The sequence below is a fragment of the Hymenobacter edaphi genome (assembly GCF_003258365.1).
Classification (GTDB): domain Bacteria; phylum Bacteroidota; class Bacteroidia; order Cytophagales; family Hymenobacteraceae; genus Solirubrum; species Solirubrum edaphi.
On sequence record NZ_QHKM01000004.1, the window covers coordinates 592,951 to 610,856 of the forward strand.

The window sequence follows — 17,906 nt, forward strand, 5'->3', positions numbered from 1 at the left end:
CGGCGCCACCGCGGCGGGCGCGGCTACTGGGCCGCCACCGGGCGCTGCTTCAAAAATGCGTCGGCCTGGGCGAAAAACCACTGCGTATCATCCCACATCAGGAAGTGGCGGCCGGCCGCCGACATTTCGATGCGGTGCTGGGGCAGGCGGGCGTACTGCTGCTCGAAGATGGCGCGGGTGCTTTCCTGGGTGGCGCCGTAGGGCTGGTAGGCCGCCCAGGCACCGAGCACCAGCACCGGCTGCTGAATGCGGGCCACGTCCGGGCGCAGGTCGGTGGTGTACATATCGTACATGGCCTGGCCCACGGTGCGGCCGTCCGACTGCTGACCCCAGCGCAGGGCCACGGTCTGGCGGGCCGTGTCGGTAATCATGCTGGCTAGCATCAGGCGCTGCTGGGCGGCCGGCATGCGGCCCTGGCTTACCTGCTGGCGCGAGGCCTCGGCCATGGGGCGGGCCGCCTCGGCCGTCAGGGCCGGGTTCTGAATGGCCGCCAGAAAGGGCAGCGAGTCGACGATGAGCAGCGGGCCCACGGCCTCGGGCTGGGTGGCGCTCATCCACAGGGCCACAAAGCCGCCGAGGCTGTGGCCGATGACGGCCGGGCGCTGCAGCTGCTGCGCCTTGATGTAGCCGAGCAGCTGGTCGCGCACGTTCTGCAGCAGCTTATCGGTGCTGGCCGGGGCCGCCGCGCCGCCGAAGCCCGCCAGCGACACCACGTGGCACTGGTACTGCTGCCGGTAGCGGGCCACGGTTTCGTCCCACACCGCGCCGGGGCAGGTCAGGCCCGGAATCAGCAGCACCGGCCGGCCCTTGCCCACCACGCGCACCGTGAAGGTGGGGTGCTGGGCGGGGTTGTCGACGGGCGCGGGGGCAGCCGGAGCGGCCTGGGCGGCGAAGGGGGCGGCCGTGGTCAGCAGCAGGGCGGCGCAGGCGGTGCGGAGGGCGGTAGCAAAGCGAATCATGGTCATCAGGGGTTTGGAAGCGTGGTTGATGACCCAAAAGTGGGGCAAGCCCGACCCGGGCGGAAGCAAAACCTGGCCGAGCGGTAAGGCACCGGGCCGAGGGGCCGAAAAGCCGGGGCGAATGGCGAAGCGGCAACGACCAGCGGCCGAGGCCCCGTCGCCGGCCCGAACGCAGCAGCGCCGCCACCACCCTGCGCGGGCTGGTGACGGCGCTGCGTTCGGCAAGGCCGGGCGGCGGGGCCGCCTATTCCATCTTGGTGGTGTTGTCGTCGGGGCGCTGGTCGCCGCGGGCCTGGGGGGCGCACTCCTTGCTGGTCACGCGCCCGTCGGCGCCGAACAGGATGCGAATGGGCTGCGTATCGGTGGCGCTGCCGAAAAGGTACGACCAGGTGTGGCCGCCGTCGGGGCGGGTGTCGTCGCCGGTGGGGGCGCCCATGGTGCGGCGCACCTGCTCCTGGGTCATACCAATGTCCACTTTCACGCACTGCTCCGCGTTCTGGAAGCTTTCCTGGGCGGTGCAGGCGTGTAGGGCCCAGCCCAGCAGCACGAGCAGCATCAGGCCTAAAAGGCGTCGGGTCAGCATCGGGGCAGGGATTAGAACAGCTTGCTGATATCCTCGCGCAGCGTGTCGATGCCGCGCTTCAGGTCGGTCCACACGCTGCCGCTCCGGTCGTCGTCGGCGGGAGTGCTGCGGTCGGCGTCGCCGAGCTGCTCGCCCAGCTGCCGGCGCTTCACTTCCAGGGCCGCAATGTGCTCGTGGTAGTGGTGCGGGGCACCGGCCGCGGTGGTGTTGGCGCGGGCATGCAGGGTCTTGATTTTGGTGTCCAGCTCGTCCAGCGCCTGCTGCAGCTCGACGGTGCTCAGGTGGTGGGGGGCACGCATGTGGTTAGGATTGGGAACGTATGACATGGCAAGAAGCGAGAGGGAAGGGCCGCCAGCCACGCCCGGCGGTAAGGCCTTGTACTGCCCCCGGCTCCGAAAAGATGCCCCGCCGCCCGCCCGGCCGTGTTACCAACCTAAATGCAACTCAACCATAACGCAGCAGTAATACGCTGGCCTGGGCCCCCGCCTACTTTTGCGTACCGCCCCTTGAAGCTCCTTGCTGCCTATGCAACGTATTGTAATACTGATGTTTATGTTGGTGCTTGGCCGGTGCGCCGCCGCGCTGGGCCAGGCCGGGCGGCCGCTCGCCATCAGCGGTTCCGGCACCGACAGCGCCACCCAATCGGCCGTGGAGGGCGGGGGCGCAGCCGAGGCGGCCCCGGCCGTCTACCACGTGGCCGAGGTGATGCCCGCCTTTCCCGGCGGCGCGGCGGCCCAGCTGGCTTTTCTGCGCGACAAGCTGAAGTACCCCGAGGAAGCCTTGCGTAAGCGCGTGGCCGGCAAGGTATTGGTGCAGTTCGTGGTGGATGAGCGCGGCCACCTGCTCGACCCGCAGGTGGTGCGCGGCCTCGGCGCCGGCCTCGACGAGGAAGCCCTGCGCCTGGTGCGCATCATGCCCTGGTGGACGCCCGGCCTCGTCGGCGGCCAGCCGGTGAAGGTGGCCGTGACGCTGCCCATCGTGTTCCGGGCGCTGGAATAAGTGAATTGGTGATTTAGCGGCTTCGTGAGGTGTCGTTCGGGTGACTTGGTCAAGCAACAAAGCTGCGCTAACAGCTGGTGCGAGCAGCGCGTAAGCTCACCGAATCACCACTTGACCATTCCGCCCCACTGCCGGGGCAGGCCCAGGTCGCGGGCCAGGGGAGCGGCGGCGGTGCCCCAGAGGTTGGTGAGCAGCTCGTTGATGGCGTCGGCCAGCTCCAGGTGGTAGTCCACGTCGAGCTTGTCGGCCAGGCGCAGAGCGGTGTCGGCGCGGCGGGCCAGGTGGCTGAGCAGGGGCTGGGTGGTGCCGGTGAGGCGGGCCACGGCGGCGGGCTGGTGCTGAAAGACGTGGTTGAGCAGGCGCGCCGTCAGCTCCACTTCGCCGAACTGGTCACCGGTGATTTTCGCGTGGTAGCCGATCTGGCTCTGCAGCTGGCGCAGGATGAGCAGCAGGTCGTTGGGCGTCTGGTGGTAGCCGCGCACCGGGTCGTCGAGCCGCTCGCGCAGGCGGGCGCGGCGCTCCTGCAGCGCGTCGGGGCCTTCGAGCAGGCGAAACTGCAGCTGCTCGGTCAGCACCTTGTCTTGGCAGACGAGGCGCACCAGCAGCTGGTCTTTTTCCTTCTGGGGCAGGTTGAGCAGGGCTTTGCGCAGGGCGGGCGGAAGAGAAGCCATCGGGGAGGAATGCGTACAAGAACTAGACCTTCAATAACGCAAAAACCGTCCTTTTGGCTCCGAAAAGGTCAATAATCTTACGCCGGGCGGCCCGCGCCAACCGGCGGCCGCCGAGCCGCAGGCCGAAAATTCGGTGGCCGACCGGTGCTTAGTCCACCAGCCGGTAGTACAAGTGCTGGCTCAAACGCTTGGCGCGCAGGTAGAGGCGCCACGGCGGGTACACCACCACGCGCTTCAGCAACGACGGCCGCGTGTAGGTAACGACGCTGATGGCGCCGCCGGTAACGTGCGAGCGTTGCTCGTACCCGATGCCTTCCTTGCGCACCGGCGGCAGCACGACGGGGCCGCGCGTCAGCGGCAGGGCGAGTACGCCCGCTACTTCGGCCGGCGTGAAAGTCAGCGCCGCGGGCTGATAACCGGGTAGTTCGGCCCGCAGCTGCAAGGAATCGGCCCAGTAGTCGGCCGGGATGGACAGCTGCACCGAGCCGTCGACTTCGGTCTGCAGGCTCAGCAGCGGGGCGCCGCGCTGCCACAGCTGCACGCGGACGAAGCCCAGGCCCTGGTTGGCGGCCGCATCGAGCACGCGCACCACCACTGCGCGGGATGGGCGGGCCGGCGCGGCGGCGGAAGCCAGCTGCGCCGGGGCGGCCGGGCCCGGGGCGGCCGGGCCCGGGGCGGCCAGGGCGGCCGGCGCCAGCAGGGGCAGGCTCAGCGCCGCCAGTGCCCGCCGCAGCCACGCCGCCCCGGGCCAGGCGCCGCTGGTAGTAGCCGCGGCGGCTTGCCGACGGCTTTCGGCCAGCGTGGCCACCGGAATACGGCCGCAGACGCTGCCGGCGGGGTGGGCGCGGAGCACGGCCAGGATGTCGGCCGGGGCCAGGCCGCTGAAGTCGAGCACTTCCTTCTGGCAGGCCTGGCAGAAACGGCCGCAGGCGGTGGGCGTCATTCGGGCCCAGTCTGCGGGGCAGGGCTCGGCAATGGCGAGGTACACGGACGATGAGGGCATGGGGGCTTGTGGAAACGTGGGCCGGCTGGCATCAAGCAGTGGATGTTGCACCACCTCCGTTTCCATATGCGGCGCCCCGTTCTTTTAGTCCTCCTGCTCTTGGCGTCGCTCGGCGTAGCCGCCCAGCTGCCGCCGCGCGCCTATTTCACCGCCGCCGGCCGCCCCACCGCCGCCCCCGACTCGGCCGCCTACTACACCCGCACCCAGCGCCGCGGCGCGGGCGGCACCATCACCACCTACCGGCCCGATGGCCGCCGCCTGCACCAGCAGCAGTACGCCCACCTGCCCGCCCGCCAGCTGCACGGCCCGAGCACCGCCTGGACCGCCGGCCGGCGCACCAGCACCTACCGCTACCAGCGCGGCCAGCTGCACGGCCTGGCCCAGGCCTGGTACCCGGGCGGGCAGCGCCGCTGGCAGCTGCCGTACGCGCAGGGGCAGCGCCACGGCACCTTGCGCGCCTGGTATGCCTCGGGCCAGCTGATGCGCCAGGAAACCTACCGCCGCGGCGTGCGCACCGGCGCCCGGTGCTTCACCCGCGCCGGCCACGACACCGCTTACTTCGCTTTTAGTCGCCCGGCCAGCTTCGCGGGCGGCGACACGGCCGCGGCCGGCTGGATTCAGCGCAAAGTGAGGTACACGGCGCTGGCCCTGCGCAACCAGGTGGAAGGGCGGGTGCTTGTGCGCTTTTGGGTCGATGGCACGGGGCGGGTGCAGCAGCCGCAACGGCTCAAAAGCGTGGGCGCCGGCCTGGAAGAAGCGGTGGAGCACGCGCTACTGACCATGCCCCGCTGGGCGCCGGCCGTGGTGGAAGGGCAGCCTGTGGCGGTGCCCTACGAGTTGGCGGTGTTCTTCGTCATTCGCTGACGCGCCGCCGGGCCTACCGCGGCCCCGGCTCGTGGGCGGGCGGCAGCGGGTGCTCGGGGGGCAGCACGTCGCTTTCGGGCTGCACGGCGCCGGCCAGGGCCAGCCGGTTTTTGGCCTCGTCGAACTCGTTTTCGCTTTTGGCCACCACCACCGTCGCCACGGCGTTGCCGATGATGTTGGTAATGGCCCGGGCCTCCGACATAAACCGGTCGACGCCCAGCAGCAGGGCCATGCCCTCGACGGGAATGACCTTGGTGGCCGCCAGGGTGGAAGCCAGCACCACGAAGCCCGAGCCCGTAACGCCCGCCGCGCCCTTGCTGGTGAGCATCAGAATGCCGATAATGGTGAGCTGCTGGCCCAGGGTGAGCGGAATATTGAACGCCTGCGCCAGGAAGATGCTGGCCATCGAAAGGTAGATGGTGGTGCCGTCGAGGTTGAAGGAATAGCCCGTGGGAATGACCAGCCCCGCCACCGAGCGGGAGCAGCCGAAAGCCGTGAGCTTGTCGATGAGCCGGGGCAGGGCCGACTCCGACGAGGACGTGCCGAGCACAATCAGCAGCTCTTCCTTGATGAAGCCCAGCAGCTTCAGGATGCTGAACCGGTAGTAGCGCGCCACTGCCCCGAGCACGCCGAAAATGAACACGGCCATGGTCAGGTACACCGAGGCCATGAGCTTGGCCAGCGGCAGCAAGGTGCTCAGCCCGTAGGTGCCAACGGTGTAGGCCATGCCGCCGAACGCGCCCAGCGGGGCCAGCTTCATCACCATGGCCAGCACCCCGAACAGCACGTGGCTCAGCCGCTCGAAGGTGCTGAGCAGCGGCCGGCCCACCGCCTCGGGCACCCGCGTGAGGGCCAGCCCGAAGAGCACCGCTATCAGCAGCACCTGCAGCACTTCGCCCTGGGCGAAGGCGCCCACCAGGTTTTCGGGCACGATGTGGGTGAAAAAGGCCACCCAGTCCATGCCCGCGGCCTGGTCGGCGTATTTCTGGGTTTCGGCCGCCCGGGCCGTGGCCGCCGAGGTATCCACGCCCGCGCCGGGCCGGATGAGGTTGGCCGCCGCCACCCCGATAACCAGCGCCAGCGTGGTGATGATTTCAAAGTACAGCAGGGCCTTGCCGCCCACGCGCCCCACTTTCTTGAGCGAGCCGATGCTGCCAATGCCGAGCACCACCGTCAGGAAGATGATGGGCGCGATGAGCATCTTGATCAGGCGAATGAACGTTTCGCCCACCGGCTTCAGGGCCGCGCCCACGCCCGGAAAAAACGCCCCGACGAGCACGCCCAGGGCAATAGCCGTGAGTACCTGGACGGTGAGGTTGCTGGTCAGTTTCTTCATGTCCGGGCAAGTTACGCGGGAAAAGGCGGGTTGTTCGGGCGGAGGTCCGGTATCGGGAAGCCGGCCGGCACAGCGAAAAAGCCCGTCGGCCGGCGGTTCGCGGTGCTCAGGAAAACGTGCTTTTCGCCGTGCGGCTGCCGGTTAGCCTTTCGTCTTCACCTTGGCCTTCTGCACCGGCACCGGGGCCTGCCGCGGGGCGTTGTAGCTGATGCGGTAAATCACCCCGTTGTCGTCGTCCGAGACGAGCAGGGAGCCGTCGGGGGCCTGCACCAGGGCGCAGGGGCGGCCAAACTCGGCCTTGTCGCCCTCCACCAGCCAGCCGGTCACGAAGTCCTCGAACCGCTCGGGCTGGCCCCGGTCGTTGAAGTGCACCCGCACGATTTTGTAGCCCGCGGGCTGGGCGCGGTTCCAGGAGCCGTGCATGGTCACGAACGCGTCGTTTTCGTAGGCGGGCGGGAACAGCTGCACGCGGTTGAAGGTCAGCGCCAGCGGGGCCGAGTGGGCTTTGTAGAGCAGCGCGGGCCGCACGCACTTGGCGTCGAACTGCGCGTAAGAGTCGCCGCTCTTGGGCTTGTTGGCCGGGTAGGGCTTGCCGTCGGCAATGATGCTGGGCCAGCCGTAGTGGGCGTTTTCCTTAAGTTGGTTCAGCTCCTCCATCTGGTCCTCGTCGCCCAGCCAGTCGATGCCGTGGTCCATGCCGAAGAGCTGCCCGGTGCCGGGGTGCCAGTCGAAGCCGATGGTGTTGCGCAGGCCGCGGGCGTACACCGTGCGGCCCGAGCCGTCGGTCTTGATGCGCAGCAAAGTGGCGTTTTCGGGGTTGTCCTCGTCGCAGGCGTTGCAGGTGCTGCCCACCGAGAGGTAGAGCTGCCCGTCGGGGCCGAAGCGCAGGGTGCGGTTGGCGTGCTGGCCGGCGTCGGGCAGGTCGGTGTAGAGGGTTTTCAGCTCGCCCAGGGTGCCGTCGGCCTTCACGTCGGCCACGTACAGCTCCCGGATGGCGGCCATGTAGAGCTTGCCGTCCTTGAGCGCGAGGCCGTGCAGGTGCGGCTTCTGGGCCACCTGCTGCACCACTTCGGCCTTGCCGTCGCGGTTGGCGTCGCGCAGCAGCGTCACGGTGCCCTTCACCCGGTTCGACACGTACACGTCGCCGCCCGGGGCCACGGCCAGCATGCGCGGCATGTCGAGGCCGGTGGCGTACTGGCTGATAACGAAGCCGGGCGGCGCCTTCAGGCTGGCTACCCGCTCGGGCGTGGCGGGCAGCTTCTTGGGCAGGTAGATGTTGCCCGTCATCTTGAACGGCGTGGCCTCGGGCGGCACGTTCTGGGCGGCGATGGGCAGGGCGGGCAGCAGAGTCGCGGCCAGCCAGAGCAGGAGGGAAGAGGATTGCAGCATGAGCAGATCGAACGAATGAGGATTGTTCAAACTGCCATTCCGGGTGCGGGGTTGCGCCCGGCTACCACCACGGCCGAAATGGCGTTACGAACACGTAGAGCACCGGCTCGGGCCGGTACAGGTCCAGCGCGTATTTCGATTGGTTGAGCTGCGGCATCAAGTCCAGCGCCGCCACCAGACTGGCGTAGCGCGCCCCGGCCGCAAAACGGATGCACAAGTCGGCCCGCTCGGCCGGCTGCGTCCGGCCCCGGCGCAGGCGCTCGGCCACCGCCCGCAGCATGGCCGCGTCGTGCCCGGCATTGCCGATGAGGGTGTAGCAGAGCCAGCGGCGGCGCCGGTCCAGGTCGGGCGGGACGGTGAAATAGCCCACGGGAGGGACTTCCTCGCGACGTTCCCGCATTCGGGCCTGGGCCACCGGCCAGGGAATGGGCATGCTGATTTGCATCACGTGCCGCTGCGGGCGGTACACGGCCCGCGCCAGCCGCTGCACGGCCAGCAGCAACACCAGCATCAGCGTCAGCAACCCCAGCGGCAAACGCAAAGCCCGGCGGCGCAGACGAAGGCGGCAAAGCAGCATCAGTGGCGGAAATTAGTGGCGAACAGGCGCCGCAGTTGCCAGGCGGCGGCAAACGGCAGCAGAAGCAACAGCAGCGTGGAGTAGCGCCAGGCGGGGCTAAACAGGGGGCGCCAGGTGCTTAGGCGAAATGCCGCTGCCAACTCCGCCCGTAACTGATGGTGCCACGATGGCGGTGGCGGCGTTGGGGGAGTGTATGGAATGACATCATTGCAAAGGAAGCAGCCGGTGTCGCTGGGTGGATGATACACCGTGAAAGCGTTGAGGCTAACTGGCAAGCGTTTTAAATCAAGCCAATACCTTTTCTGGTCAGTCGAACGCATTAAATCCAGCATTCTAACGAGAGCCTGATAGTGGCTGTCAACTTCGAACTCGATGCGTAGACCCCGGTCCTGATTGGGCTCCTCTTGGAGTTGCCGGGCCACGAAGGTGGCTGTGCGGACGCTGAGGTCATCCTGCCAGGCGTTGCCGGTAAAGCTCACCGTGTGCAACGGGGTGGGTAGCTTGAGCGGAGCTGTGTACAGCTGGGGTGAAAAGGCGCTTAACGGTTTCTGCTTCGTCGCCTCTATTTGTTCAGGTGAAACTATGCGGAGCTGCAGCACCCGCTGCCGACCCCGCCGCAGCTCCGGCCGCGCCGCCAGCAGCGCGCCGCCCAGCACCGGCAGCCAGGCCAAAGCCAGCAGCCCGGCTGGGAAAAGCAGCTTGCGCGAATGACGACGAACTACGTACATGCCAGTCATAACGCTCCGCAAAGGCCGCCGCGTACAACTTACCTGTTGAAATGCTGGATATTGAATTATTGCCGGATGGCTTCTAAAGCGTAGGTAAAGGGAAGGTAAATCCGAGGTATATCCAGAACGGGGCTTCAACCTGCCTTCCACCCGGCTGGTAAATAGCACAAAACCCAGGAGCCAGCCGCCGGTTACGCCCGTAGTCAACCCCATCCGCCGCTTTGCCGTTGGCGCAGGGCATACCAAGCTTCTCCGAATGCCTCACCACTCCACGCCGATTCTGCTGCTCCTGACCACGCTGCCCGCCGCCCTGCAGGCCCAGTCGCCCGCGCCGCCCGATACCACCAACGGGCCCGTCGTAGTGCAACGGCTGCCCGAGGCCACCGTGGTGGGCTACGGGCAGCGGCTGCCGCTGCGGCGCACCGCCGCCGCCGTGGGCGTGGTCGACGCCGCCACGGTGGGGCGCTTCAGCGAAGCCAATCTGACCCAGGCCGTCAACACCCTGCCCGGGGTGCGGCTGGAGGAGCGGGCCACGGCCAGCTACCGGCTCAGCGTGCGCGGCAGCATGCTCCGCTCGCCCTTCGGGGTGCGCAACGTGAAGGTGTACTACCACGACATTCCCTTCACCGAAGCCAGCGGCAGCACCCCACTCAACTTGCTCGACCCCGCCCAGCTCGGCCGCATCGAGGTCGTCAAGGGGCCCGCGGGCAGCGCCTACGGCGCGGGCACCGGCGGCGTGGTGCTGCTCGGCAACCGGCGCCCGCAGCCGGGTCAGGCCCGCGCGCAGCTCGGGTTCGGCGTGGGCTCCTTCGGCCTGCGCCGCTACCAGGCCACGGCCGAAACGGCCACCGACCACGGCTTCATCCGGGCCCAGTACCTGCGGCAGGAGCTGCAGGGCTACCGCCAGCAAAGCGCCCAGCGCCGCGACGTGCTGGCCCTCGACGGCGAGCTGGCCGCCCCCGGCCGGCACACGCTGGGCCTGCACCTGCTCTACACCGATCTGCGCTACCAGCTGCCCGGCGGCCTCACGCGGGCGCAGTTCAACCAGAACCCGCGGCAGGCCCGCCCCGGCACGGCCACCGCGCCCGGCACCGTGGCCCAGCGCACCTTCTACGCCTCGCGCACGACCCTGCTCGGGGCTACGCACGAGTACCGCTTCAGCGGGCGGCTGACCAGCAAAACCACCCTTTACGGCACCGGCAGTGTGATTCGCACGCCTTACCTGGTCGATTTCGAGCGGAATACGCAGCTCGGCGGCGGCGGGCGCACCCGCTTCGATTACCGCACCCGGCTGGCCGGGCAAGTGCTGCGCCTCGCGGCCGGGGCCGAGCTGCAAACCAGCTTCGAGAGCAGCCGCAACTACCAGAACCAGGCCGGCGCGCCCGGCCCGCTGCGCTACGACGACGAAATCGGCACGCTCACCGGCTTCGCGTTCGGGCAGGCCGACTGGGAGCTGCCCCGCGGCTGGCTGCTGACGGCCGCGGCCAGCTACAACCGCCTGCGCTACCGCGTGCACCGCCTGCAGGACGCCCTGAACACACCCGCCCAACCCTACGACGTGACCCGCACGTTCCGGCCCGAAGTGTCGCCGCGGCTGGCCGTGCTCAAGGAGCTCACGCCGCTCGTGTCGGCCTACGCCAGCGTCAGCACCGGCTTCTCGCCGCCGACGGAGGAGGAAATCCGCCCGTCCGACGGCTCGCTGAACCGGGGCCTGCAGGCCGAGCGCGGCCGCAGCTACGAGCTGGGCCTGCGCGGCGAAGTCCTGGGGCAGCGCCTGAAATTCGACGTGGCCGCCTACGACTTCCGCCTGCGCAACACCATCGTCACGCGCTCCAACGAGCAGGGGACCCAGCTGTTTTACAACGCCGGCCACACCCGGCAGCGCGGGGTGGAAGCGGCCCTGAGCGGCTGGCTCTGGCAGCCGCAGGGGCGCCGGGAAGCGACGCCGGGCAGACCGGCCGGCCCCGCGGCGGAAGCGGGCCCGGGGTTGCGCGCCTTTGTCAGCTACGCCTACAACCACTACCGCTTCGGCCGCTACGAATCGGGCGGCGCAGACTTCAGCGGCCACCGCCTCACCGGCACGGCGCCGCACACGCTCACGGCCGGCCTGGATTTCAGCGCGCTTTCGGGCTTTTACCTCAGCCCCACCACCAGCCACCAGGCCCGCCTGCCGCTCAACGACGCCAACACCGACTACGCCGCCGGCTACTGGGTATTCGGCGCCCGCGGGGGGTGGCGCCACACGCTTTTCGGCAAGCTGGAAGCCGAGCTGTACGCCGGGCTCGACAACCTGACCGACCGCCGCTACTCCCTCGGCAACGACCTGAACGCCTTCGGCGGGCGCTCCTTTCAGCCCGCACCGGGGCGCAGCTACTACGGCGGCGCCACGCTCGGCTGGCGCTGGTAGCCGTGCGGCCACCGGCCCCGGCGCGAGGCGGCGCCGCCGTTGTACACTGCGGGCCGGGCTGCGGCTATCAGCTGCCCGGGACGGGGCAGCGCAGGAAGCCGTTGTTGGCGCTGCCGCCCTCGAAATTCTCGTTGATGGCCGCCGCCGCGTCGTTGAGCTGGGCCAGCGTGAACGGGACCGGGCGCCCGCCGATGCTGACGGTGCGGGCCGGGTCGCCGCCCACGGCGCGCTCCAGCACCGCCAGGAAGTCGCCCACCGGCAAGCCCGCAAACGGCCCGCGGACAATGACCAGCTCGTAGAGGTGCAGGGCCGGCGTGCCGTACTTCTCGGCGTTGTCGTAGTACACGTTGAGCTTCAGCGCCACGGCCTGGCCCAGCAGCACCGACTGCCGCGTGGGCGTCAGGAAGGGAAATTCGTAGCTGCCGGTCAGCGCCGCCGGGGTGCCACCCTGGGGCAGAAAATCCTCGATGGCGCCCGGCGTCTCGAAGCGGATGTAGTGGCGGTTGAGCTGGCCGGTGACGCCCACCACGAGGCCGTTGACGGAGCCGTTCATCAGTGCGGCCGCAAACCGGGCGTCGCGGTAGGTGCCGGGGTTGTTGCCGCGGGCCGGGCTGCCCCAGCCGCCCTGCGAGTAGGTGCGGAACGAGCCGCAGGCCAGCCGGGCGGTGGCATCGGCCGCGGCCTGGGCGCTGAGGGAGACGGGCGCGGCGGGCTCTACGGCCTGCTTCTGGCAGCCGGCCAGCGCCAGCAGCGCGGCCAGGGGAAGGATGAGCTGTTTCATAAGGAGGAGAAAATGGGTATAGTGCTAATAAAATGTATAATTAATTCTTGTTATAATTAAATCCATTTAATGGTGCAATCATTCGCCGAAAATGCAAACCGCCCCGGCCCCCCGAACCAAAAGGCAGCGGGTGACCGGGGCGGCTAGTGGCAGCGGCGGCGGGCTACACCTTTACCGGCTTGCCTTTGCGGGCTGCCTCGTAGATGGCCATGATGAGCTTGATGTCGCGCAGGCCCTCTTCGCCGGGCGTTTTGGGCGTTTGGTTCTGCCGCACGCACTCGGCCATGTGGTCCAGCTCGGCGGCAAACTGGTTGCCCTCCTTCAGCTGGGGTTGCCGCTCCCCGTCCTGGTCGCCGATTATCATCCGGTGCCGGTTGTAGTCGGTGGCCGGGTCTAGGTCCAGCCAGGCCTTGTCGCCGAAGGCCCGGTAGCGCTTCACGCCCTCGATGCTGTAGGCGCTGGTGCAGCTGGCCAGCACCCCGCTGGGGAAGCGCAGGGTGAAGTGAATCACGTCCTCCACCTCCCGGAAGCGCGGGTCGGCCTTGTCGGAGTGCTCCTGGGCCGTCACCTCCACGGGCTCCTCGCCGGTGAGGTAGCGGGCGGCGTTGAGCGAGTAGATGCCGATGTCCATAAGCGAGCCGCCGCCGGCCAGCTTTTTCTGCACCCGCCACGCGTCGGCCGGGTCCTTGGTGGGCTGCACCTGGCGGCCGTGGTCGGCCGTAATCATGCGCAGCTTGCCCAGCTCGCCCTTGCGGATGCGTGCAATGGCGTCGAGGTTGAAGGGCTCGTACTGCGCCCGGTAGGCAATCATCAGCTGTTTGCCGGCCTTGCGGCAGGCCTCGATCATGCGCTGGCACTCCTCGGGCGTGTTGGCCATGGGCTTTTCGCAGAGCACGTGCTTGCCGGCCTGCGCGGCCCGCACCGTGTACTCGGCGTGCAGGCCGGGCGGCAGCACGATGTACACCACGTCCACCTCGGGGTTGTCCTTGAGAGTGTCGAAGTTCTGGTAGGAGTAGAGGTTTTTCGGCTCGACGCCGTACTCGGCGGCCAGCCGGCGGGCCTTGTCGGGCGAGCCGCTCACCAGGGCCGCAATGCGAGCGTGCTGGCAGTTCTTGAAGTTGGGCAGCATCTGCTCGGTGGCGTACTTGCCCAGGCCGACGATGGCAAAGCCGACTTTCTTTTGGTTGGCGTCTTGCATGAAGCGGGTGGTAGTGGTCAGGGGGGCGAGGGCCGTGGCGGCGGCGGGCCCGGCCAGCACGGCCGCCGCCGCACTCAGCCCGGCCTGCCGCAAAAACTGCCGGCGCGATTCGGTGGCGTCCATGGGCGTGCGGGGAGTGGTTGGAAAGAGGGCAACAGCCTACCCTAACGGGCAGCCGACGCCGCAGGTTATGGCCGCGCCACCGGCAAACGTTTGCGGATCAGGCCGCTGCCGTCCCGGCGTCCCGTTGCGCCGCGGCCGGGGCTACGCTGCCAGCGGGCCCGCTGCGCAGCCGGCAGCTCGCACCTGGCCGCGGCCAGGCCTTTGGGGCGAGGGCGGCATTTTCGGGCCAAACGCGCGCGGGGCCGGCCAACCACTGGTTGGCCGGCCCCGCGCCGAGGATGCCGCGTGCGTCGCGCCGCCTAGGGCCGCCATACCACCGTCAGGCCGGTGGCGCCGGGGTAGATGAGCGGGCCCACGCCGTACTTGCCGGGCAGGGGCTTGCGGCCCCAGCGGTTGCGGTGGGAGAGGTAGCCCAAGTGGGCTGATAGGATGCCCACGCCCGCGCCGGCAAACACGTCGGACTGCCAGTGCCGGTCGTTGAGCATGCGCAGGGCGCCCACGCCGGTGGCAATGGTGTAGGCCCCGATGCCGTACCACTGGCTTTTGTCGCGAAACTCGGTGTGCACGATGCTGGCGGCCAGAAAGGCCTGCGCCGTGTGGCCCGAGGGGAAGGAGTTGCGCGTGCTGCCGTCGGGGCGCAGCACCTTGGTGGTGTTCTTCACCACGTAGGTCGTCAGCCCGAAAATAGCCTCCGATTTCAGGATGACCAGCAGGGTATTGAGCCGGTCGTTGCGGCCTTCCACGCCGGCTATCTGCACCAGGGCCAGCTCGGCGTAGGGCGCGAAGATGAGGTAGTCATCGACCTTGGTGTGGAAGTTGGGGAACTGCCGGCGGATGTCGCGGCGGGCGTCGTAGCTGCTGTAGAGGCCGTTGCCGTTGATGGTGCTGGCCCCGTAGCCGATGAGCACCGCCGGAATGGCCACTGCCCGCACCAGCTTGCCGCGGTACCAGGGCTGCTTCACCGGCGCCGGTTCTCCGCCGGGGTTGGCGTACTTCTTGGTGGTGTCGGCCGGGGCCGCGGCCGGGTTCTGCGGAATCTGGGCGTGGGCTGCGCCGACAGTCAGCCACAGCGCCAGCAGGAGGGAGGAAACAATACGCATAGCAGCCGGACTACGCCGGAAAAAGCCGCCGCGTTTCTGCGGCGGAGCGGGTTGGTAACTTTTCGGTAAAGTTAGCCGATCAATCGGCGTGCTCGGGCAGCACCAGCACCGGCACCGTGGCGTCGCGCACCACGGCCGCCGTCACGCTCTGGTGAAACAGGCGGCCGAGCAGGCTGCGCCGCCGCGCCACCACCGCCAGCAAATCGGGCTGCACCAGGGCCGTGGCGTCGGCAATGCCGGCAGCCGCGTCGGCGTTGGCAAAGCCGCGCTCCTGCACCGGCCCGAACCCCGCCAGCAGCCCGGCGTGCCGGGCGTTGCGGAAGGCCTGCTCCGGGTCGGCGGCCACTTCCTCGTCGGCCACGAAGGCCACCGTAAGGGCGGCCTGGCCCAGCAGCGGCCGCAGCGCGGCGGTACCCGGCGTGTGCGGCAGCGGCTGGTCGTCGACGGCGAGCAGGGCGCGTTGCGGCGGCACGGCCCCGGCGGCGTGGTGGGGCACCACCAGCAGCGGGCAGGGCAGGTGGCGCAGCAGCCCCAGCGAAGTGGTGTGTACCAGCTCGTCGGGCACCGGGCCCAGCTCGGGGCGGCCCACGATGACCACGGCTGCCTCGCGCTGGCGCACGGCGGCGGCCACCTCGGCAGCCACCTCACCGCTGGCCACGGCGGCGCTGGCGGGCAGGCCGGCGGGCAGACTCTGCAGCCGCTGGCGCAGCAGCGCATGGGCGTCTTCCTCGGTTTCGGGGGCGGCCGTCAGGGCGTTGGGGCTGAGCAGCGAGGGGCGCACGTGCAGCAGCACCAAGTGGGCGCCGCCGGGCGCGGCCAGCGTGGCGGCGTAGCGCAGGGCGTAGTCGGCGGCGGGCGAAAAGTCGGTGAGAACCAGCAGGGTTAGCATGGGCAAGGCGGTTTCAGGGTGCACAAAAGGGCCTTTCGGGGCCTTAGTTTACGAGTTCTGCCGCGGGGAAGGGCCCTGCGCCCGGCTGATTTTCGACAGCCGCTTGGCCGGCGGCGGGCTGGGAAGCGGGGCCGGCGGCTCGGCGGCGGGCGGCTGCACGGCCCGCGCCAGCGGCACGGCCAGCAGCGCCCCCAGCACGGGCGCGGTCAGGTACACCCACAGGTGCTGCAGCTGCCCGTTTACCAGGGCCGGGGCCAGGGAGCGGGCCGGGTTCATCGACGCGCCGCAGATCGGGCCGGCCACCAGGGCTTCCAGCGCCACCAGGGCGCCCACCACCAGGCCGGCGGTGATGCCCTTTTCCTGGGCCCCGGTGGAGACGCGCAGCACCACCAGCATCAGCAGCAGCGTCAGCACCACTTCCAGCACGAAGGCCTGCCCGGCCGTGCCCGCCGGCAGCGTGGCGCCCAGGGTGCGGGCCCCGGGAAACAGCAGCCGCAGCAGGCCGCTGCCCGCCACGGCCCCCAGCACCTGGGCCAGCGCGTAGCCCGGCACCCGCCGCCAGGCAAAGCGCCCGGCCGCCGCAAAGGCCAGCGTCACGGCCGGGTTCAGGTGCGCGCCCGATACGTCGCCGAAGGTGTAAATCAGCACGACGACCACCAGGCCGAAGGCTGCGGCCACGCCCCCGTGCCCGATGACGCCCCCGGCCAGCTCGTCGACGACGGCCGCGCCGGTGCCCAGAAACACCAGGAAGGCCGTACCCAGCAGCTCGGCCAGCAGCGCCGCCCGCGGGGTGGGCTCAGAGGTAGCGCCCATCCGTCGCAGGGGCCAGGGGTTCGGCATCGGTGCCCACCACGGCGCTGCGGCGCTCCAGCAGCAGGGTGTCGCGCCAGCGGCCGCCCATCCGGCCGATTCGCTCGCGGCGGCCCACCAGCCGGAAGCCGGCGGCCTCGTGCAGGCGCACGCTCGGCTCGTTTTCCGGGAAGATGCCCGCCTGCAGCGTCCACATGCCGTGCGTTTCCGATGCCGCAATCAGCGCCAGCAGCAGCGCGCGGCCCAGGCCCCGGCCGCGCGCCTCGGCGGCCACGTACACGCTCACCTCGGCCACGCCCCCGTACACGCAGCGCCCCGACACCGGCGACAGCGCCGCCCAGCCCAGCGCCCGGCCGGTGGCCTCGTCGAGGGCCACGAGGCGGCTGTGGGGCAGGTGGCCGCGGTGCCGCTCGTCCCAGGAGGGCGCTTCGGTGGTGAAGGTGGCGTTGCCGGTGGCAATGCCGGCTTCGTAAATGGCCCGGACGTCGGGCCAGTGCGCCTCGGTAAGCGGCGAAATAGTCATCGGCGGTGAAATGACAGCTGGTGAAACGGGGAGCTGGTGCTCGGAAGGCCAAAAGTGCGCATTTCGCGCAAGTAGCACGGCCCTTCCCGTTTCACCGGCTCCGTTTCATCCATGTTAGTACGCCCGGCGGAGCATGTCGGCGTACGCGTCGGGCAGGGGCGAGGCTTCCACGGCCCGCGCCGCCCGCTCCACGTCGTAGGGCACGCGCACCAGCTCGGAGCGCAGGCCGGTCGGCTCCGCCAGGGAAGTTTGCTCGTCGAGGTGCAGCAGCAGGTAGGCGGCGCGCGGGTCGCCGTCCTTGGGCTTGCCCACCGAGCCGATGTTGAGGGCGTGGCGGTAGTGCGGCGGGGCGTCCGGGGCGGCGGGCAGCACGCGGTGAAAGGGCTTGTGGGTGTGGCCGAAGAGCAGCACATCGGCGCCGGCATCCTGCAGCACGCGCCGGAAGCTGGCCTCGGGCCGGTCCTCAAACAGGTACTCGTTGATTTTGCGCGGCGAGCCGTGCACCAGCAGCAGATTGAGCGGGCACGGCTCGTCCTGAAACTCCAGCCGCAGGTGCCGGGGCAGCAGGCGCAGGTAGCGCCGCTCCTCGGCGCCCACCACGGCGTTGGTGTAGGCAATGCTTTGCGCCCCGAGGGCCCGGTCGGCGTCGGTTTTGTAGGCGCAGCCGCATTCGGCGCTGTTCAGCCCGATGCCTTGGTCGTAGTTGCCGGCAATGGTGGGAATGCCGCGGCGGCGCACTTCGCCAATGACTTCGTTGGGCCAGGGCGCGTAGCCCACCAGGTCGCCCAGGCAGAAGGTCATGTCGGGGCGGCGTTGGTCGAGGTCGGCCAGCACGGCTTCCAGGGCCGGCAGGTTGCCGTGCACGTCGGAGAAAAAGGCGAGGGTCATAGCAGCGGTTTGCAGGAGGCTTGGCGGCAGAACGCCCCGCTGGGCAGGTGCGCGGCGGGGCGTTCCGAAAGACAGCAG

Annotated in this window: 19 protein-coding genes; 3 read left to right on the forward strand and 16 right to left on the reverse strand. The window is 69.5% G+C overall.

The window, feature by feature from the left end; genetic code table 11:
* Positions 1-23: 23 nt before the first annotated feature.
* The 3 genes from DLM85_RS15750 to DLM85_RS15760 all read right to left on the reverse strand — a co-directional run bounded on the left by DLM85_RS15750 (position 24) and on the right by DLM85_RS15760 (position 1,841).
* Positions 24-959 (reverse strand): alpha/beta fold hydrolase, encoded by a 936-nt coding sequence (locus DLM85_RS15750; protein ID WP_165822156.1) that lies wholly within the window; start codon positions 957-959, stop codon positions 24-26.
* 244 nt (positions 960-1,203) lie between these two features.
* Complete coding sequence (gene bamE / locus DLM85_RS15755; RefSeq protein WP_111479057.1) at positions 1,204-1,542, reverse strand: outer membrane protein assembly factor BamE domain-containing protein; 339 nt, start codon at positions 1,540-1,542, stop codon at positions 1,204-1,206.
* An 11-nt stretch (positions 1,543-1,553) separates the two neighbouring features.
* The gene (locus DLM85_RS15760) at positions 1,554-1,841 is read right to left on the reverse strand and encodes a sll1863 family stress response protein (RefSeq protein ID WP_243635978.1); all 288 of its coding nucleotides are present in this window, start codon (positions 1,839-1,841) and stop codon (positions 1,554-1,556) included.
* Positions 1,842-2,067: 226 nt separating this feature from the next.
* Between DLM85_RS15760 and DLM85_RS15765 the strand changes: the two genes are divergently transcribed.
* Positions 2,068-2,541 (forward strand): energy transducer TonB, encoded by a 474-nt coding sequence (locus DLM85_RS15765; protein WP_133257087.1) that lies wholly within the window; start codon positions 2,068-2,070, stop codon positions 2,539-2,541.
* A gap of 104 nt (positions 2,542-2,645) precedes the next feature.
* Here DLM85_RS15765 and DLM85_RS15770 read toward each other — a convergent pair whose 3' ends face one another.
* Both DLM85_RS15770 and DLM85_RS25515 read right to left on the reverse strand, forming a co-directional pair.
* On the reverse strand, positions 2,646-3,212 hold the full coding sequence (locus DLM85_RS15770; protein ID WP_111479060.1) for a hypothetical protein: 567 nt from the start codon (positions 3,210-3,212) through the stop codon (positions 2,646-2,648).
* A 148-nt stretch (positions 3,213-3,360) separates the two neighbouring features.
* Entirely contained in the window at positions 3,361-4,215 is an 855-nt protein-coding gene (locus DLM85_RS25515; RefSeq protein ID WP_165822157.1) for a hypothetical protein, read from the reverse strand.
* Between the two features lie 99 nt (positions 4,216-4,314).
* On the opposite strand from DLM85_RS25515, the gene DLM85_RS15785 reads away from it, so the two are divergent.
* Positions 4,315-5,079: an energy transducer TonB gene (locus tag DLM85_RS15785; protein ID WP_111479063.1), complete on the forward strand. Its 765-nt coding sequence runs from the start codon at positions 4,315-4,317 to the stop codon at positions 5,077-5,079.
* Between the two features lie 13 nt (positions 5,080-5,092).
* Here DLM85_RS15785 and DLM85_RS15790 read toward each other — a convergent pair whose 3' ends face one another.
* The 4 genes from DLM85_RS15790 to DLM85_RS15805 all read right to left on the reverse strand — a co-directional run bounded on the left by DLM85_RS15790 (position 5,093) and on the right by DLM85_RS15805 (position 9,118).
* Positions 5,093-6,415, reverse strand: coding sequence for a dicarboxylate/amino acid:cation symporter (locus DLM85_RS15790; protein ID WP_111479064.1), 1,323 nt, complete (start codon positions 6,413-6,415; stop codon positions 5,093-5,095).
* A gap of 141 nt (positions 6,416-6,556) precedes the next feature.
* Positions 6,557-7,804, reverse strand: coding sequence for a PQQ-dependent sugar dehydrogenase (locus DLM85_RS15795; protein ID WP_111479065.1), 1,248 nt, complete (start codon positions 7,802-7,804; stop codon positions 6,557-6,559).
* A gap of 61 nt (positions 7,805-7,865) precedes the next feature.
* Complete coding sequence (locus DLM85_RS15800; RefSeq protein ID WP_133257089.1) at positions 7,866-8,381, reverse strand: hypothetical protein; 516 nt, start codon at positions 8,379-8,381, stop codon at positions 7,866-7,868.
* A complete protein-coding gene (locus DLM85_RS15805) occupies positions 8,381-9,118 on the reverse strand; it encodes a hypothetical protein (protein WP_165822158.1) in 738 nt (245 codons plus the stop codon). Before DLM85_RS15805 ends, DLM85_RS15800 begins: the two co-directional genes overlap by 1 nt.
* Before the next feature lie 247 nt (positions 9,119-9,365).
* Between DLM85_RS15805 and DLM85_RS15815 the strand changes: the two genes are divergently transcribed.
* Positions 9,366-11,516 (forward strand): TonB-dependent receptor family protein, encoded by a 2,151-nt coding sequence (locus DLM85_RS15815; RefSeq protein ID WP_111479068.1) that lies wholly within the window; start codon positions 9,366-9,368, stop codon positions 11,514-11,516.
* A gap of 67 nt (positions 11,517-11,583) precedes the next feature.
* Here DLM85_RS15815 and DLM85_RS26225 read toward each other — a convergent pair whose 3' ends face one another.
* The 7 genes from DLM85_RS26225 to DLM85_RS15850 form a co-directional block, all read right to left on the reverse strand.
* Entirely contained in the window at positions 11,584-12,297 is a 714-nt protein-coding gene (locus DLM85_RS26225; RefSeq protein WP_111479069.1) for a hypothetical protein, read from the reverse strand.
* 163 nt (positions 12,298-12,460) lie between these two features.
* Positions 12,461-13,618 carry a Gfo/Idh/MocA family protein gene (locus tag DLM85_RS15825; RefSeq protein WP_111479070.1) on the reverse strand — a complete coding sequence of 386 codons (1,158 nt, stop codon included), beginning with the start codon at positions 13,616-13,618 and terminating at the stop codon, positions 12,461-12,463.
* 299 nt (positions 13,619-13,917) lie between these two features.
* A complete protein-coding gene (locus tag DLM85_RS15830) occupies positions 13,918-14,718 on the reverse strand; it encodes a phosphatase PAP2 family protein (RefSeq protein ID WP_111479071.1) in 801 nt (266 codons plus the stop codon).
* Positions 14,719-14,797: 79 nt separating this feature from the next.
* Positions 14,798-15,607: a universal stress protein gene (locus DLM85_RS15835; protein ID WP_111479072.1), complete on the reverse strand. Its 810-nt coding sequence runs from the start codon at positions 15,605-15,607 to the stop codon at positions 14,798-14,800.
* Between the two features lie 48 nt (positions 15,608-15,655).
* Complete coding sequence (locus tag DLM85_RS15840) at positions 15,656-16,420, reverse strand: MIP/aquaporin family protein (protein ID WP_111479073.1); 765 nt, start codon at positions 16,418-16,420, stop codon at positions 15,656-15,658.
* Positions 16,404-16,940 (reverse strand): GNAT family N-acetyltransferase, encoded by a 537-nt coding sequence (locus DLM85_RS15845; RefSeq protein WP_111479074.1) that lies wholly within the window; start codon positions 16,938-16,940, stop codon positions 16,404-16,406. Before DLM85_RS15845 ends, DLM85_RS15840 begins: the two co-directional genes overlap by 17 nt.
* Positions 16,941-17,054: 114 nt before the next feature.
* The gene (locus DLM85_RS15850; protein WP_111479075.1) at positions 17,055-17,828 is read right to left on the reverse strand and encodes a metallophosphoesterase family protein; all 774 of its coding nucleotides are present in this window, start codon (positions 17,826-17,828) and stop codon (positions 17,055-17,057) included.
* Positions 17,829-17,906: the final 78 nt, after the last annotated feature.